Genomic DNA, 16,689 nt, shown 5'->3' on the forward strand with positions numbered 1-16,689 from the left:
ATACTTTCCCCGCAGCATAGAATAGTATATCTGGAATTTTTATGTGTTCGGGGAGGATTTTCATGGACAAGGCGATTATTATCGGTGTTTATGATTATATAGGATTTCATCTCTGTCTTACGTTTCTTGAGCAGGGATTAGAAGTGACGGGTGTGCATTTCGGGACAGACGATACAGATATATTTTTTGCCGAAAAGAGCCTTTTAATTGGCAGAAACAGTAACTTCACAGAAATGGATTTAGCGGCTCTTGCTGTAGAAGAAAGATTAGAAAGTACGTATATGTTTATAGATTATTACAGCAGCTACTATTCTAAGCAAGAAATGAAGCTTATATCCGCTTTGGAAAAACAATTTGCGGGGATTAAATTGACAAGCATGGTTTCGCTGCTGCCAATACAGATGGGCGGGGAAAGGATGGAGAAGCGGCAAACCTTTCTCCAATCAGATGATAGGGAATGCAGATCTTCCTTTTTTTATTTGCCGGCCATATACGGACCGTGGCAGCCATTATCATTTGCTTTGCAGCAATCATTGTATGCTCCCGAAAAAGAGCTAGTGGTCAGTGAAAGAGAATGGACGGAAGATGCCGTTTATATTGATGATGCGATTGAAGTGATAGAGAGGCATTTTGAAAAACCGGGTATAAATAAATATGTAGTAAGAAGCAATATTCATCACAACTGGCAGAAAGTAACAGGAGTAGAACAAGTTATGCCAATGGTAAATCCTTTAACGAAGGCGGAAGAGGATATTATCGTATTAAACGTCGGCGGCATGGATCCTGAAAAAGGAATTTCGAAGCAAAGAGAACATTTATTTCGATTATTGGGAAAAAAATAACAGCAGTATTTCGTGTTCTATTTAAGAAATTTTAGCACCAAGCTAGTGAAACAAACTGCTGACCCATATAAGCTGATTTTGGGCCAGCAGTTTGTCATTATTTAATCCATTTCTTCAACAATGGAGTAACTTGCTTTATGAGCGGTTTAAACTGTGACGCAGTTGACATGAGCGTATCAATATTACCGCTAAGTTTTTCTAAATCAACCTGATTTAATAACTCGATAAACGGTATGTCCCCGTTATGGGATTTATTCCTGTCTTTTTTCTTCTCCTCTTGACCCCTGTGTCCAATGAACCAATCATCTGCCAAATGTCTCCTTTGCGCGAAAGAAGCTGCTTCAGAATGATCAGCATTTCTGTGTTCTTTGCGATTTTTTGTTCCTCCAAACATGAAATCTGTCAAATGGTCACGTTGAACGGGCTGCATATCGCTTTCGTTTTCTTGTTTCATGCCGGCACCTCCCTGCACTTTTCTCTTATTAAACTATGAAGCATCGAGTGAAAAGGAATGGACGTTTCATGGATTTTTACACAGGAAGGTGAAGGTATATGGAAATTATGTTGCGAAGGTACTCCTTTATTTGTTAGAATTGGTACCAAGTCATAATAATTACTAATAGAATGGAATAGTAAGGAAGAATAAGATATCCTATATGTATAGAAAGTATGATAAAGGAGATGGAACAATGAATGCAGGTGTTTTAGGAATTGGAAGATTTTTACCCGAAAAAATATTAACAAATTTTGATTTAGAAAAAATGGTAGATACGAGTGATGAATGGATTCGTTCTAGAACGGGTATTGAAGAGCGCAGAATTGCCGATGATGCAACAAAATCATCTGATATGGCCTATGATGCCGCTGTAAAAGCACTAAAGAATGCAAATCTGACTGCTGAAGATATTGATTTAATTATCGTTGCTACTGTTACACCAGATACCCCATTTCCATCGATTGCTTGTATCATCCAGGAGCGTTTAGGTGCAACAAGAGCTGCTGCAATGGATGTAGGGGCAGCTTGTGCCGGATTTATGTATGGGATGGTAACGGCTAAGCAATTTATTGAAAGCGGAACATATAATCATGTGCTCGTAGTGGGTGTTGAAAAACTTTCAAAAATTACGGACTGGAAAGATCGGAATACAGCTGTCCTGTTCGGCGATGGCGCCGGTGCTGTTGTCATGGGAAAAGTATCAGAAGGCCGCGGTATTTTATCGTTTGAGCTGGGTGCTAATGGCGCAGGAGCGAAGCATTTATACCAGGATGAATATATCATCATGAATGGTCGGGAAGTATTTAAATTTGCCGTTCGGCAAATGGCGGATAGTTCTGTTAATGTGATTGAAAAAGCTGGATTACAAAAGGAAGATGTGGATTTCCTTATCCCGCATCAAGCTAATATCCGCATTATGGAAGCATCACGCCAGCGGTTAGGTTTGCCGGAGGAAAAAATGTCTAAAACGATTAAGAAGTATGGGAATACCTCTTCCTCCTCGATTCCAATTGCTTTAGCAGAAGAGGTTGACGCCGGAAAAATCAAAGATGATGATGTCATTGTCATGGTAGGCTTCGGCGGAGGATTGACATGGGGTGCGATTGCCCTGCGCTGGGGACGTTAATCTAAACAATATAAAGTAAAAATAGGTTATAAATAAGGAGATGTACGTGAATGGAAAAGCGAAGAGTTGTGGTTACAGGCATAGGGGCTGTAACACCGCTTGGCAAGGATGCAGAAACAACCTGGAATAATGCGATTAATGGGGTATCAGGAATCGGACCGCTGACAAGAGTGAACGCAGACGATTTTCCGGCTAAAGTAGCTGCGGAAGTGGAGGATTTCGATCCGACATTATTTATGGAGAAGAAAGATTCACGGAAAATGGACCGCTTTACCCAATTTGCTGTGGCTGCATCGATTATGGCGGTAAAAGATGCTAATCTTGAAATTACCGAAGAAAACTCAGATCGAATCGGTGTTTGGATTGGCTCTGGTATCGGCGGGATGGAAACTTTCGAGAATCAATTTGAAACATTTCTTAATAAAGGATACCGCAGAGTAAGCCCCTTTTTTGTGCCAATGCTAATTCCAGATATGGCCGCAGGTCAAGTATCGATTACACTCGGGGCAAGAGGCTTTAACTCATGTACGGTTACCGCCTGTGCCACTGGAACAAATTCAATCGGTGATGCTTTTAAAGTTATTCAGCGGGGCGATGCGATTGCCATGGTTACCGGCGGCGCCGAAGCACCTATTACTAGAATGTCTGTAGCCGGTTTTTGTGCCAATACGGCTTTAAGTACGAACCCTGATCCAAAAACAGCATGCCGTCCATTCGATGCGGACAGGGATGGATTTATTCTTGGCGAAGGTGCCGGAATTGTTGTCCTTGAAGATTTAGAACATGCGCTGGCGCGCGGGGCAAAAATCTATGCTGAAATCGTTGGCTACGGTTCAACAGGTGATGCTTATCATATTACAGCACCGGCTCCAGCGGGAGAAGGCGGGGCACGTGCCATGAAAATGGCGATCAAGGACGGAGGTCTTGAACCGAACGAAATTGATTATGTAAATGCACACGGAACGAGTACGGCTTATAATGATAAATTTGAAACAGCTGCGATTAAGGAAGTGTTTGCAGACCATGCTGGTAAGCTCGCAATCAGTTCCACTAAATCAATGACAGGTCACTTATTAGGGGCTGCAGGCGGCGTAGAAGCTATTTTCACCGTGAAGGCGATTCAAGAGGGAATTATTCCGCCGACGATCAATTATGTCACACCGGATCCAGAATGTGACCTGGATTATGTTCCAAATCAGGCGAGAAAGCAGGAAATTAAAGCTGCTATGAGTAATTCGCTTGGATTCGGCGGACATAACGCCACTATTGTCTTTAAAAAATATGAATAATCCGATAAACGGGCTGCGAATAAGCAGCCTGTTTTTTTTTCCGCTCATCCTCAGCTTTAACAAGTTTCTATTCATTTCATAAATTAAGAAGAGAGGAGGCGGTCAGATGGGCATCAAACGAACAGATGAATGGCTGGAGAAAGATTTTTATCATCCGGAAAAATTATGCCGCAGAATATTATTATCTGCTGAGGAGGACCCGGGAAGGTTTTATCGCTATTTGCTCCGCTTTGGAATGTATCGTCCCGGCAGAATGGCGCAGGAAACCTATAAAGAATTAGTCAAGAAAGGGGTATGGCCGAAGGTCCGAAATATCTACGAGCACTACCGCGACATTTGGAATGGACCCGATATTCCTGTCTATATTTTTCCTAAAAATAGATTAATAAACGATACCGACCCGGACAAATCCGGAGTTTCCTTTAAAGATAAAATGTTACTCTTTTTAAATGATATAAAGCATAAAAAGGAATTGGAGGCATTGATTGTACATGAGTACCATCATGTATGCCGCCTGAACAGGATAAGTAAACCGGTGCAGGAGTATACCCTTCTCGATTCGATGGTGATCGAGGGGCTGGCTGAATTTGCCGTAACAAAATATTGCGGCAAGAACTACAATGCAAAGTGGACGTCATCTTACTCAAAAGAAGAGCTGTCTCATTATTGGAAAAAATATATCGAGAAAAGTCTTACCGTTGATAGAACCAGCCCCCTTCATGACAGGCTGCTGTATGGTATGGGAAGGTATCCGGCCCTCTTGGGATATGCTTTAGGATATCATCTAGTAATGAATCAAAAGGAGAGCCAAACATGGAGCATTCACGATTCTTTCACGATTAAGGCAGAAGAGATGGTATCCCCGTTTTGAGCATCGCATCCGGCTATTATAAGTCTCTTATACGATAAGAACCCCTGTAATATAAGATTCTCTTTGGTTATTTTATGAAAAATTAAACGAAATAAAAAATGGTTGAAAGCGCACTTTTAGGAATAATTTAACACTTATCTGCCTATACTGATTGACAAATAGTTAGTTGAAGCGAGGGGTTAATTTATGTTGTATCTTCATGATGTATGGGTTAACTGGTTTGAAGGAGAAGAGAATGGCTATAATGTCTGCCATTTTCATGAATGGCGTAAAGATGATGGAGTTGAATTGCTTGACCAAGTGCCTTTATTAAAAATAGACCCTATTCTTTTTAACTACATAGAAAATGACTTGGCAGAGCTTCCAAAGCAATTATTAGATGATATTTATCAAAAAGCGTTTTTACGAAAAAATCATGAGCGTTGCCAGCTTGATTATTGTTTCGTTGTGTCTGACGGCAAAGGAATAGCGGCAGTCGATACAATCGGATATACAATTCCGATCCGAAAAAGCAGACTCATTCCGCGCCAGGAACAGCTGGCCTTTGAAATGCTGGATAATCAGGAAACGATTCATTATGATTTTACTCCTGGTCAGACCCAAATGAAGGAATTCCACATACTTTCTCCACAGCCAGGTCTGATGAGGGGACTTACACGCAAAGAGAGACAGCTGAAGCAGCTTCTATTTATGGCACTTGACCAATTATATTCTTCAAAGAACGTCGCTGAAGTGAGATACTGGTATACAGAGTGGAGACCTGATTTATACCGTGTCATCCAGCATTTAGACTTTGAGGAAGCCTGGGAGCAGCTGTATGAAGAGTCAAAAGGGGGCTGGGGCAGTAAGCATGAAAGCTTTTGCGAAAATATAATCAAAGGACAACCTTTTTTTGAAAAGTTATGGGACATGGAGCATGGACATAAAGTGAATTAAAAAGGGGCAGAGAATCATTCTCCGCTCCTTCTTTGTTTGCCCAAAATCTTTATTATCTGCGTTTGCGGCCCAAGCCCATGGCATTTTCCATTTTTTTGAGCATTTTATTAGCAACTAGTCTTGCCTTTTCTGCTCCCCGGTCAAGGATATCGTCTAATTCACTGGATTCCATTAATTCATTATATTTGCTTTGAATAGGTGTCAATGCTTCTATGACGACCTGAGCAAGGTCACCTTTGAAAGCTCCGTAGCCTTTTCCATCGTATTGAGCCTCTAATTCTGTAACTGTCTTTCCTGAGAAGATGGAATAAATAGAGAGAAGATTTGAAACTCCTGGTTTATTCCCGACATCAAATTTGACGATTCCGTCTGAATCCGTTACTGCACTTTTGATTTTCTTTTCAATTTGTTTTGCATCATCCAGCATTGAGATAAATCCTTTTTGATTGGGGTCGGATTTACTCATTTTTTTCGTTGGATCCTGCAGCGACATGATACGGGCCCCAACTTTAGGAATTCTAACCTCCGGAATAGTGAAAATATCATTGTACTTTTTATTAAAGCGTTCAGCTAAGTCACGTGTCAGTTCAAGATGTTGTTTTTGATCCTCTCCTACCGGGACGAGATCTGCGCTGTATAATAGAATATCAGCAACCATAAGCGGTGGATAGGTTAAAAGCGCAGCAGAAACAGCATCTTTTCCTGCTGACTTATCTTTAAACTGTGTCATACGCTCAAGCTCGCCGATATAGCTGATACATTGCATCATCCACGCTGCCTGCGCATGCGCCGGAACCTCTGATTGAATAAATAAAGTAGCTTTTTCAGGGTCGATTCCAACAGCCACATACAATGCGGCCAATGAGCGGATATTTTTTCTGAGTACAACCGGGTCCTGCGGTACTGTAATCGCATGCTCATCGACAATGCAAAAATAACAGTTATATTCATCCTGCAATTCAACAAATTGACTTAGTGCTCCAATGTAATTTCCAAGCGTAATGGTCCCGCTTGGCTGAATACCGGAAAAAATCGTTTTCATTTTTAAATTTCCTCCAAACTATCAACAAACTCTATGTAGGTCTATGCTTCATTGTACTACATTTTCATACCACACATAAATATCACTTATCTTCGGATTATAAGAAATTTCCCTATAATTAGCAAGATCAAGTAACTTGGCATTCTTTAATGAAGCCTTCTTAATAAAAAAACGATCTCGATGAGATCGTTTGTTAGTTTCCTTTATGTCCGCCGCCGACTTGTTTCCAGCCGCTTTGGATTTGTGCGGATTTGTCAACATATTCTGATTTATGCTTTCGTCCAATGAATTTTTCACCAAAGCCATTTACTAAGACGCCGTTAATAGCTGTAATCCCTATGATAAGTCCGGCAACAAGAATAAAATCTACAATATAAGCTCCCATCATATCCCCCATTTCACATTATCTAATCAAGTCTATTCATTAATGGAAACGTTCTACTCTATCTATTTTACCGATCTTTTTATATAAATGAAAGGGTTTATCCTTTCCAAGTCGAATAATTATTTAATAAAGATATTTCATTTTCATTCTTTGAAATATAATTGAGAATTAATGAAGAAAAAAATTATAAAAAAAATTGAAGAAAATGAAACTTTATGATTAATAAATCGTATTATCTAACAAGAAATGGTTTAGTATGGATTTTTCATCATTAAATTAACTTTAATCTTTTTAAAAAAAGGATACCCATTCAAAATTTATTGGTGTATAATAAATAATATAAATTACTTGATTAAAGTTATTTTAATTTAAGAACAGAACAAGAAATTTTCAGAATAGATCATATGTCTAATAAAGGAGTGTTGTTAATATGGTAACTTTATACACTTCACCTAGTTGTACATCTTGCCGCAAAGCGAAAGCATGGTTAGAAGAACACGATATTCCTTACACAGAAAGAAATATTTTTTCTGAACCGCTATCCATTGATGAAATAAAAGAGATTCTGCGTATGACGGAAGATGGGACAGATGAAATCATTTCTACCCGTTCTAAATCTTTTCAAAAACTAGATGTTAATCTTGAGACAATGCCATTACATGAATTGTTCCAATTGATTAAAGATAATCCAGGATTATTACGCAGACCAATTATTATCGATGAAAAAAGGCTGCAAGTTGGTTATAACGAGGATGAAATCAGAAGATTTTTACCGCGTAAGGTACGTACATTTCAATTACGTGAAGCACAGCGCTTAGTAAACTAAAGAAGCCGGCCCATTAACGGGTTTGCTTCTTTTTTTTTCAATCAGCTGCATAATTAAAGCAATCATACACTCTCTTCTAAAGGGAGCTTGATTACTTTGCAAATACAGTTGTTTTTGCTACAATACATGATAAGATAATGAGAAATGAATGATAAAAAAGTTTGGCTTTTTCATTCCCTTTATTGTCTTTTTGTCATAAAATAAGAGTACAAGGTATAGACTAATATTTATCTTGTATTCGGTAAAAGAATAGCGTTGTTTTCGGCTTTAAGGGGGAATTTCCCTTCAACAAAAGCAGGAAGGGAGTGTTATGAATTGGATATTGAGCGTATTAATGATTATACCGTTAAGTTTTATATTTCTTACCTTGATATGGAGGAAAGAGGCTTTGACCGTGAGGAAATCTGGTATAACCGCGATCGAAGTGAAGAACTTTTCTGGGAAATGATGGATGAGGTTCACAATGAAGAGGAATTCTTAGTGGAAGGACCTCTCTGGATTCAAGTTCAGGCTCTTGATAAAGGCTTAGAAATTGTAGTAACCAAGGCTCAAGTCTCTAAAGATGGTCATAAGTTTGAACTCCCGATACCTGGTGATAAATTCAATGATGCAGATGTGGATGGTCACCTTGAGGAGCTGCTCGACAATTATTCATCAATGTCTGATGATGATTTACTATACGATGATCATTTGGAGTTTATGGTCAAGTTTAAAGATTTAGAAGACTTAATTGCTCTTTCAAAACGAACTAGTTTAGACGAATTAACAGCAAAACTGTATGTCTTTGAAGGAAGATACTATATGTTTTTTGATTTTTCAGCAGACTTGTTTGAAGAGAGTGATATTGATAATATAATGAGTGTGATACTGGAATACGGACATGAATCAGCAGTAAGTATTCATCGGATTGAAGAATACGGAAAATTGATTATGGACTCACCGGCAATACCTCAAATAAGAAAGTATTTTAAATAATAATGCCGATTCTACTAAGAATCGGTTTTTTTCTTGACGGAGGTCACGGATGAAAAATACCGTAAAGATTCTACTTTTTCTGCTTGGATTAGGTATTTTTTTATATTTCACAAATAAATATGTCGTTATCATAAATGGGCTGATTGGTTATGTAAGTATTTTAATTACTATAACCGTCACGGTGATTGGTTTTGTCATTTTTATGGAGAACCGTCATCCGACGCAAACGTTAACCTGGCTGGCAGTATTAGCGGGATTTCCAATACTGGGCTTTATCTTCTATTTTTTATTTGGGCGCAATTTTCGCAAGGAAAAGATGTTCCGCAAGAAATATTTTCTTGATAAGCAGACCTTTTTACAATACGAAGGGCAGGATCCGGTTAGTGAGGAGAAATTAAATCGAGCAAGCCTTCCGTATCAAAAGCTGTTTTATTTAGCGCAAAAATTAGGAAACAGTCCGATCTCCTTTGGGACAGATACAAAAGTATTAACGAACGGAGAAGAAACTTTTACTTACATCTTACAAGAGCTGCAAAAAGCCGTTCATCACATTCATCTAGAATATTACATTGTCAGAGATGATGATATTGGCCGGAGAATTAAATCTGTATTGATCCAAAAGGCAAGAGAAGGGGTGAAAATCCGCTTTTTATTTGATGCTGTTGGTTCATGGAAATTATCGAAAGAATATATTCATGAATTAAAGGCCGCAGGAATCGAAATGGTTTTGTTTGGTCCGGTAAGGCTCCCTTTTTTAAATAGCAAATTCAATTTTCGGAATCATAGAAAAATTATTGTCATTGATGGCAGTATAGGTTTTGTCGGCGGATTAAATATTGGTGATGAGTATTTAGGCAGAAATGAGAATTTTGGTTTTTGGCGTGATACCCATTTATTGCTAAAGGGGGAGGCTGTCCGTTCTCTGCAATTATTATTTCTGCAGGACTGGTATTACATGACCAATTCCAGCTGTCTGACGGCGGAGTATTTGTCCCCTGTACTGAAGGAAAATAGATATGGCGGGGTTCAATTAATTGCCGGTGGTCCGGATAATGAGTACAGTGTCATTAAAAATATCTTTTTTGCGATGATTACATCAGCGAAGGATTCTGTATGGATTGCCTCTCCGTATTTTATCCCGGATGAGGATATTTTTTCAGCATTGAAGATTGCTTCTTTAAGCGGTATCGATGTCAGGCTGCTCGTACCGAAAAAGCCGGATAAAAAAATTGTGTTTCATGCTTCGCGCTCCTATTTTCCGGAATTATTAGAGGCCGGTGTGCGAATTTATGAATATGAAAAGGGATTTATGCATAGCAAAATTATCATTGTTGATCATGTGCTGGCATCCATTGGAACATCGAACATGGATATGAGGAGTTTTCATTTGAATTTTGAGGTCAATGCCTTTTTATACAGGACGAATAGTACGATAGATCTGGTGCAAGAGTATAAAAATGATCTTATGAATTCACGGGAAATTGATGCTGAAATTTTTAGCAGAAGGCATCTGGGATATCGTTTGCTCGAGTCCACTTCACGTCTTTTGTCTCCGCTGCTATAAAAAATAAATCCATCTTTAGGATGGATTTATTTTTTTATAAGCAGGACTTTTGTCTTGTGGTGGAGAATGTTTTTAAACATGAAAGGAGGAGAACTATATTGTTTTCAGCTGTGCAAAAAGATGGAAAGACATTATATTTATTTCCCAGACATTCAAGAAAGTGGCTGCAAGAGAAAAAACAGAACGAAGAGTTTTTTTGTCCGGAGTGTAAAGAAAAAGTGGTGTTGAAATTAGGGAGACAGCGTATGGAGCATTTTGCCCATCAGAAAGGAACACATTGTACAGAAGGCTTTGAAAGAGAGTCGGACTATCATATGAGCGGAAAACTACAATTATATCAATGGCTTGAAGAGAAAAAACTAAACCCGGTGCTTGAACCCTATTATCCTTCAATACGCCAGAGACCGGATGTTGCTTTTTTTCACGAACAAAAGTCCTATGCCCTGGAATTTCAATGTTCTGCGATTCCCCCTGACTTAATGGAAAAACGAACAAAGCAATATCGAAGAATTCAGTCTTCTGTCTTATGGATTTTAGGAGGAAAAAACATTAACCGAAAAGGGGAAAGAAAAGTTGCTTTAACGAACTTCGATTATTTCTTTGCCGCAAAAAGCCCCGCAGGTTCCTGGTTTATACCCGCTTACTGTCCGGCAGCCAAAATCTTTATCCTCTTAAACAATCTCACACCCATTACCACTAAAAATGCTTTTGCCAATCTTTCCATCATTCCTTTCCATCAATTTACTTTGGAGCGTCTGTTTGCTCCCTCACATAAATATTCATTCAGCAGTGAAGAATGGAAAAGAGAAATCCGCAGTCAAAAGCTGAATCTACAAATGCGGTGCCGCAAGCCGCATGACCTAGTGCACGAGTTATATTCTTTAGGCTTAAATATTTCTTTGCTGCCCCCCTTCATCGGGATTCCTGTCCGCAGTGCCATTTTGCTGGAATCACCTCCGCTTATTTGGCAAACCTATTTGTTTATGGATCATTTGTTTAGCCGCAAGGCTGGTGAAATATTTACCGTTAATGATATTTTTCACGGCTTTGCCAGGCGTCTTGATGAGGGAATGCTGCATGCGAGAATCCTGCCTTTAGCTTCAGACTACAGTCAGCTTACTCCTATTATGGAATATCTTCATGTGCTGGAAAAAGTGAGGGTATTAGAAAGTTTGAATACGAATACTTTTAAATTAATACAGAAAGTGGAAGTGCCGGATCATGTTGTTAGGCAGCAGAATTTAGAAGAGCAATTTTATAAACAATATGAGAAGATGTTATTTTTTTAAAAGGAAGGAAATTGCGGTAAACTAATAGAAGGTAATATGAACCCGTTTGGCGGATGCCCCAGATTTTTTAATGGAAATACCTGCGCAAGCTTGATAAAAATCTGGGTGCAAATTTGCCAAGGCGAATTTGATAGAAGGAATGGAGGATTATCATGGCAAATGAAACGACTGTAAATAAACTTCCTTCACGGAATGAACTGCCGGTTGAAGACACATGGAAACTGGAGGATATCTTTGCTTCGGATGAAGAGTGGGAGAAGGAGTTTCAGGAAGTAAAATCATTGCTTCCCGGTGTAAAACAATATGAGGGAAAACTCGGGGAAAGCGCAGCTATTCTCTATGAAGCATTGCAAAAGCAGGATCAGTTATTAGAGCGGTTGGGGAAATTATATGCTTATTCCCATATGCGCTATGATCAGGATACGACGAATTCATTCTATCAAGGTCTTGATGACAGAATGAAAAATTTATATTCCCAGGCTTCAAGCAGTCTGGCCTATATTGTGCCAGAACTCTTGGCTATTGATGAAGCAAAGTTAAAGGGATTTTTAGCAGAAAAGCAGGAATTAAAATTATACGAGCATTCGCTGGAGGAAATTAATTTACAGAGACCTCATGTCTTGACTGCGGAGATGGAGGCACTGCTGGCTGAAGTTTCTGAAGTATTAGGGTCGTCAGAAAATACATTTGGCATGTTAAATAATGCCGACCTTGAATTCCCTTCAATTAAGGATGAGAACGGGGAAGAAGTGGAGGTAACCCACGGACGTTACAGCCGTTTTCTTGAAAGTGCCGATCGCCGGGTCCGCCGTGATGCATTTAAGGCTGTATATGATACTTATGGCAATTTCCGCAATACATTTGCCAGTACACTAAGCGGAAATATCAAGAAAGATAACTTTTATGCGCGTGTCAGAAAGTATTCATCGGCTCGCCATGCCGCACTTGCTGAGAATAACATCCCTGAAAGTGTCTATGAAAATCTCGTCAGTACAGTGAACGACCAGCTTCCTTTGCTTCAGCGTTATGTCGAATTACGCAAAAGGGTTCTTGGTCTTGATGAACTGCATATGTATGATTTATATACACCGCTGGTGAAGGATGTAAAAATGGAGATTTCCTATGATGAAGCGAAGGATATCGTTTTAAAAGGACTGGAACCGCTGGGGGAAGAATACATTCATGTCCTGAAAGAAGGCTTCGACAACCGCTGGATCGATGTACACGAGAACAAAGGGAAGAGAAGCGGCGCCTATTCCTCCGGTTCCTATGGAACGAATCCATATATTTTGCTCAACTGGCAGAATAATGTAAATAACTTATTTACCCTTGTTCATGAACTCGGTCATTCTGTTCACAGCTACTATACAAGAAAGACTCAAGCCTATCCATATGGCAATTACTCTATTTTTGTAGCGGAAGTAGCATCAACCTGCAATGAGGCATTGTTAAATGATTATTTATTAAAAACCATGGATGACGAGCAGAAGCGAATCTATTTATTGAACCACTATTTAGAAGGCTTTAGAGGAACTGTGTTCAGACAGACCATGTTTGCGGAATATGAACATCTTATCCATCAAAAAGCACAAAATAACGAGGCTTTAACAGCGGAATCACTAACAAAGGATTATTATGATTTAAACAAAAAATATTATGGTACAGATATTGTAGTAGATGAGGAAATTGGGTTAGAATGGTCACGAATTCCTCACTTCTATTATAATTATTATGTATACCAATATGCGACGGGATTTAGTGCAGCCACTGCATTATGCAATGGTATTCTAACTGAAGGAGCGCCTGCAGTCGAACGATATATTGATTTCTTGAAAGCGGGAAGCTCTGACTATCCAATTGAAGTATTGAAAAAGGCAGGCGTTGATATGACAAGCAAAAAGCCGATTGAAGATGCCTGCAAAGTATTTGCTGAGAAATTATCAGAACTTGAACAGTTATTATAATAAATGAGAAAAGGACTGAATCAAGGGTTCAGTCCTTTTCTGCCACTTTTATCATTTCCCGACAGAAGACTCCCACTTCTATTTTTGCGACGGGGATAGCCTGCTAAATAACTGAAGGATACTTCGGTGTTCGCAGGAATCTCCATCTTTAAATTTCGTCAGAAATTAAGGTGGAGTAGTTCAAAAGTGCAGTATTAAAAGCCCTTAAAGCGGTTTCGATTATTGAGGAAAATAAAAAATAACAAGAGAGATACGAATAGTATAGGTGAAGTAAGGTAGAGCGGGATCAGTTCCATTAAACCAAGGAGCTGCAGGAAAAAAGAAAACATGATAACCAGGATCAGGAGAAGGGGATAGAGTTTTTTCATCGTGAGGGTCTCCTTATATTGGAATAGTAAGGTGTTAGCTATATCACATTATAATTACAAATATATGCAAAACCCCCTAAAATAAGCCTACTTTATGACAAAGGTGTGAAACAAAATCCAAACGTCTTGCGAGGGATTTATTCATATGATATATTAAGACCGTGAAGTTAATCACAAGCAAACATATACCCCTTTGTTTGACCGTGAAAAATTTCTCCCATCCCCTTTGTTCGTATTTAATAGAAAAAAAGACTCTGCGCTGCAGGGTCTTTTTTCTTGTGTAAAATAGTGAATCCCTTTTCAATTCCTGTCGATTAAAAAGGGCTGTTCCCCCGATTGAAGGCAAAATGATTTATACAAAATCAATAACTGATGTTTTTCAAATGGAGTAACAACCTTTACCGTGCAAGGTTTTTTCTTGTATTAAGCTTCCAAAAGGCTCCGTGTTTTGCCGGTACCTTTTCCACTATCTGTTTTAACTGAAGTTTCTTTAATTCCCGTTCTACATCCTGAACATTCATATTGTAGATCAATGCTATTTCCATGGAGGAAACAAAATGGTAATGCCTTAAGAAAATTTCGAGCGGTGGAGGTTCTGATCTAACAGGTTTTTCCTCAAGCATTTCCTCCATAATTTGAACGTAAATTTCGTATGGATAAATACCCGTAATTTTAATTCCCTCTTCTTCAATATTTTCATTGAAAAAGACAAGAGTTGGAATTTCTGTCACATCCATTTCAGATGTGATTTTCAAGTCGCATTGAAAAGCTTTCGCAGCGCTGTCAGAGTGAATATCGCAGACAAATTCCTCCACATCAAGACCTGTGAGGTCTGCACATGTAATTAATACATCTAAAGTTGCAACATTTTGTTTTTCAAGGAAAAGCATTTCCTGTAATTTGCGGAGAAAACGAATTCCAGCCTTTCTGCCCTGTAACTCGGCTGCTTTTATCGCTATGAAAGTCAGATATGGTGCTGAAATAGGGTTTTCCAGCCATAGGCTGCCATCACAAGACATCCCAAAGCGGCTGCCTGTTTTTTCCCAAAGCTCTTGGCTCTTTTCGAAGTTATGTTTCCTGCCTAAATTCAAGTTGGCCAATCGTCCGCTGACAACATATTTAAATGTAAAATATTGCCCGTATTCGATGTGCAATTTTTTTAAAACGGGCTCAAGAGCCCAGCATTCTGGGCATAACGGATCGATGAACATATAGATTTCAAGCGATTTTTTATCATGACAGTGACAAGGGTAGGAAGATGAATTACGTGCGAATACTTCTCGCTTTGTCACATTTCCTCACCCTTCATACTTTGGTTTTCATCTGTATTAATCATATGCTGTGCCGTCAGAACAAGTCTTGCATAGTATTCGTCACGTATCGGACCTGTCAGACCCACTTCGTCCATTGCTTCTGTCATACATTGCAGCCACGCTTTGGCACGTGTTTGTGTAATTTCAAAAGGCAAATGACGCGCCCGCAGCATTGGATGTCCATGCTCGGCAGAATAAAGGGCAGGACCGCCCAAATATTGAGTCATAAATTGCTTTTGTTTACGAGCAGTTTCCGTTAAATCATCAGGAAAAATGGGAGCGAGATGTGGATGTTTACTAACGCGGCGATAGAAAGCGTCAATAAGCTGGTGAAGTTTTTCTTCACCTATCATATCGAATGGAGCAGGTACTTTCTCGATCATCAATAACCCCCCTTTAACATGTAGTATGATCATTTCGTGCATAGAAAATAAAACTAAATCATGCTTTTTGTTAAACTTCATTCAGCAGAAGTCCTCCACTTCTATAAGTGGTGGATGAATGCAAAGTAGTTTTCCGATTCAGTGGGGTCCAAACCCTGGCTGAATGAAGTTAAGCCTCCGGCGGATGCCTCGATTTTTCAAAGGGAATTTTTCGAGCGAGCTCGAAAAAAATCGGGCGCAAATTCGACAGGGCGAATTTGATATTCTCCATTATTTTAGCAAGCAAATATTAATATCTCAAATAAATAGCTTATACATCATTTTAGTAAAGGCCTATGAACTGAAAAAGATCCCTCAGAACGGCGGCCATATATATAATCCTTCGTTGTTTTACGCTAAATAGCTGCGTTTGACTTTTTGGACATAATTTTGTGTTTCTTTAAAAGGTGGGATTCCATTGTACTTGTCAACGTTTCCGGGACCAGCATTATAGGCTGCAAGTGCCAGCTCTGTATTGCCGTTATATTTTTTAAGCATTTGACCTAAGTATTTAGTTCCTCCCATGATATTTTGCTCAGGATCATAGATATTTTGCACACCAAGAGCTCGAGCGGTCTGTGGCATTAATTGCATAAGCCCGGCGGCACCTGACGGAGAGGTTGCATTGGGATTAAAGTTAGATTCCTGCTGAATAACGGCATTAATCAATTGTACAGGTACTTTGTAGCGGTCCGATGCAGACTGAATGATGTCAACATAATTTTGCTTGGAACCTGCTAGTTTTGATAATTGTACAGGAGGCAATGTAAATGAACGGAGTAATGATGCAGATACTGGTTTGTTATCGGCTTTTTCATCGGATAGCAGCGCTGTTTTTTCGGATAAAACACTATTGAGCAGATATTGAAATAATGGGTTTTGCTCGAGATTATTGCTGCTTTTTGTATTTAAATTCTGCATCGCCTTCAGTTCAAGCATGATTTTGAATTGATTAACATTCATTTTCGCATTCTCCTCATG

17 protein-coding genes are annotated in these 16,689 nt (G+C 39.1%); 10 read left to right on the forward strand and 7 right to left on the reverse strand.

What is annotated here, in order from left to right; genetic code table 11:
• Positions 1-62 precede the first annotated feature (62 nt).
• Positions 63-842: a hypothetical protein gene (locus HNR53_RS00705; RefSeq protein ID WP_184521511.1), complete on the forward strand. Its 780-nt coding sequence runs from the start codon at positions 63-65 to the stop codon at positions 840-842.
• Between the two features lie 97 nt (positions 843-939).
• On the opposite strand, the gene HNR53_RS00710 is transcribed toward HNR53_RS00705, so the two are convergent.
• Positions 940-1,296, reverse strand: a complete 357-nt coding sequence (locus HNR53_RS00710) for a hypothetical protein (RefSeq protein ID WP_184521513.1) — start codon at positions 1,294-1,296, stop codon at positions 940-942.
• Between the two features lie 235 nt (positions 1,297-1,531).
• Here HNR53_RS00710 and HNR53_RS00715 point away from each other — a divergent pair, with 235 nt between their 5' ends.
• The 4 genes from HNR53_RS00715 (at position 1,532) to HNR53_RS00730 (ending at position 5,560) form a co-directional block, all read left to right on the forward strand.
• On the forward strand, positions 1,532-2,464 hold the full coding sequence (locus tag HNR53_RS00715) for a beta-ketoacyl-ACP synthase III (protein ID WP_184521515.1): 933 nt from the start codon (positions 1,532-1,534) through the stop codon (positions 2,462-2,464).
• Between the two features lie 50 nt (positions 2,465-2,514).
• Complete coding sequence (gene fabF, locus HNR53_RS00720) at positions 2,515-3,753, forward strand: beta-ketoacyl-ACP synthase II (protein ID WP_184521517.1); 1,239 nt, start codon at positions 2,515-2,517, stop codon at positions 3,751-3,753.
• A 106-nt stretch (positions 3,754-3,859) separates the two neighbouring features.
• Complete coding sequence (locus HNR53_RS00725) at positions 3,860-4,624, forward strand: DUF2268 domain-containing putative Zn-dependent protease (RefSeq protein WP_184521518.1); 765 nt, start codon at positions 3,860-3,862, stop codon at positions 4,622-4,624.
• Between the two features lie 186 nt (positions 4,625-4,810).
• Complete coding sequence (locus HNR53_RS00730; protein WP_184521520.1) at positions 4,811-5,560, forward strand: YjbA family protein; 750 nt, start codon at positions 4,811-4,813, stop codon at positions 5,558-5,560.
• A 52-nt stretch (positions 5,561-5,612) separates the two neighbouring features.
• Here HNR53_RS00730 and trpS read toward each other — a convergent pair whose 3' ends face one another.
• On the reverse strand, positions 5,613-6,602 hold the full coding sequence (gene trpS / locus HNR53_RS00735) for a tryptophan--tRNA ligase (RefSeq protein ID WP_184521522.1): 990 nt from the start codon (positions 6,600-6,602) through the stop codon (positions 5,613-5,615).
• A 193-nt stretch (positions 6,603-6,795) separates the two neighbouring features.
• Positions 6,796-6,987, reverse strand: a complete 192-nt coding sequence (locus tag HNR53_RS00740) for a hypothetical protein (protein WP_184522715.1) — start codon at positions 6,985-6,987, stop codon at positions 6,796-6,798.
• A 430-nt stretch (positions 6,988-7,417) separates the two neighbouring features.
• Here HNR53_RS00740 and spxA point away from each other — a divergent pair, with 430 nt between their 5' ends.
• From spxA to pepF, 5 genes are all read left to right on the forward strand, one after another.
• Entirely contained in the window at positions 7,418-7,813 is a 396-nt protein-coding gene (gene spxA / locus HNR53_RS00745; protein WP_184521524.1) for a transcriptional regulator SpxA, read from the forward strand.
• Positions 7,814-8,128: 315 nt separating this feature from the next.
• Entirely contained in the window at positions 8,129-8,788 is a 660-nt protein-coding gene (gene mecA / locus HNR53_RS00750; protein WP_184521526.1) for an adaptor protein MecA, read from the forward strand.
• Positions 8,789-8,837: 49 nt separating this feature from the next.
• Positions 8,838-10,352: a cardiolipin synthase gene (gene cls, locus HNR53_RS00755; RefSeq protein ID WP_184521527.1), complete on the forward strand. Its 1,515-nt coding sequence runs from the start codon at positions 8,838-8,840 to the stop codon at positions 10,350-10,352.
• A 98-nt stretch (positions 10,353-10,450) separates the two neighbouring features.
• Positions 10,451-11,641 carry a competence protein CoiA gene (locus HNR53_RS00760; protein ID WP_184521529.1) on the forward strand — a complete coding sequence of 397 codons (1,191 nt, stop codon included), beginning with the start codon at positions 10,451-10,453 and terminating at the stop codon, positions 11,639-11,641.
• Positions 11,642-11,793: 152 nt separating this feature from the next.
• The gene (gene pepF, locus HNR53_RS00765) at positions 11,794-13,605 is read left to right on the forward strand and encodes an oligoendopeptidase F (protein ID WP_184521531.1); all 1,812 of its coding nucleotides are present in this window, start codon (positions 11,794-11,796) and stop codon (positions 13,603-13,605) included.
• Between the two features lie 194 nt (positions 13,606-13,799).
• Here the strand turns inward: pepF and HNR53_RS00770 are convergent, their stop codons facing one another.
• The 4 genes from HNR53_RS00770 to HNR53_RS00785 all read right to left on the reverse strand — a co-directional run bounded on the left by HNR53_RS00770 (position 13,800) and on the right by HNR53_RS00785 (position 16,671).
• Positions 13,800-13,973, reverse strand: a complete 174-nt coding sequence (locus HNR53_RS00770; protein ID WP_184521533.1) for a hypothetical protein — start codon at positions 13,971-13,973, stop codon at positions 13,800-13,802.
• Between the two features lie 398 nt (positions 13,974-14,371).
• Positions 14,372-15,265 carry a ClpXP adapter SpxH family protein gene (locus HNR53_RS00775; protein ID WP_343065250.1) on the reverse strand — a complete coding sequence of 298 codons (894 nt, stop codon included), beginning with the start codon at positions 15,263-15,265 and terminating at the stop codon, positions 14,372-14,374.
• On the reverse strand, positions 15,262-15,669 hold the full coding sequence (locus tag HNR53_RS00780; protein WP_184521535.1) for a globin domain-containing protein: 408 nt from the start codon (positions 15,667-15,669) through the stop codon (positions 15,262-15,264). Before HNR53_RS00780 ends, HNR53_RS00775 begins: the two co-directional genes overlap by 4 nt.
• Positions 15,670-16,059: 390 nt before the next feature.
• Positions 16,060-16,671, reverse strand: coding sequence for a lytic transglycosylase domain-containing protein (locus HNR53_RS00785; protein WP_184521537.1), 612 nt, complete (start codon positions 16,669-16,671; stop codon positions 16,060-16,062).
• Positions 16,672-16,689 lie beyond the last annotated feature (18 nt).

This window comes from Bacillus benzoevorans (assembly GCF_014207535.1).
GTDB lineage: Bacteria > Bacillota > Bacilli > Bacillales > Cytobacillaceae > Bacillus_BD > Bacillus_BD benzoevorans.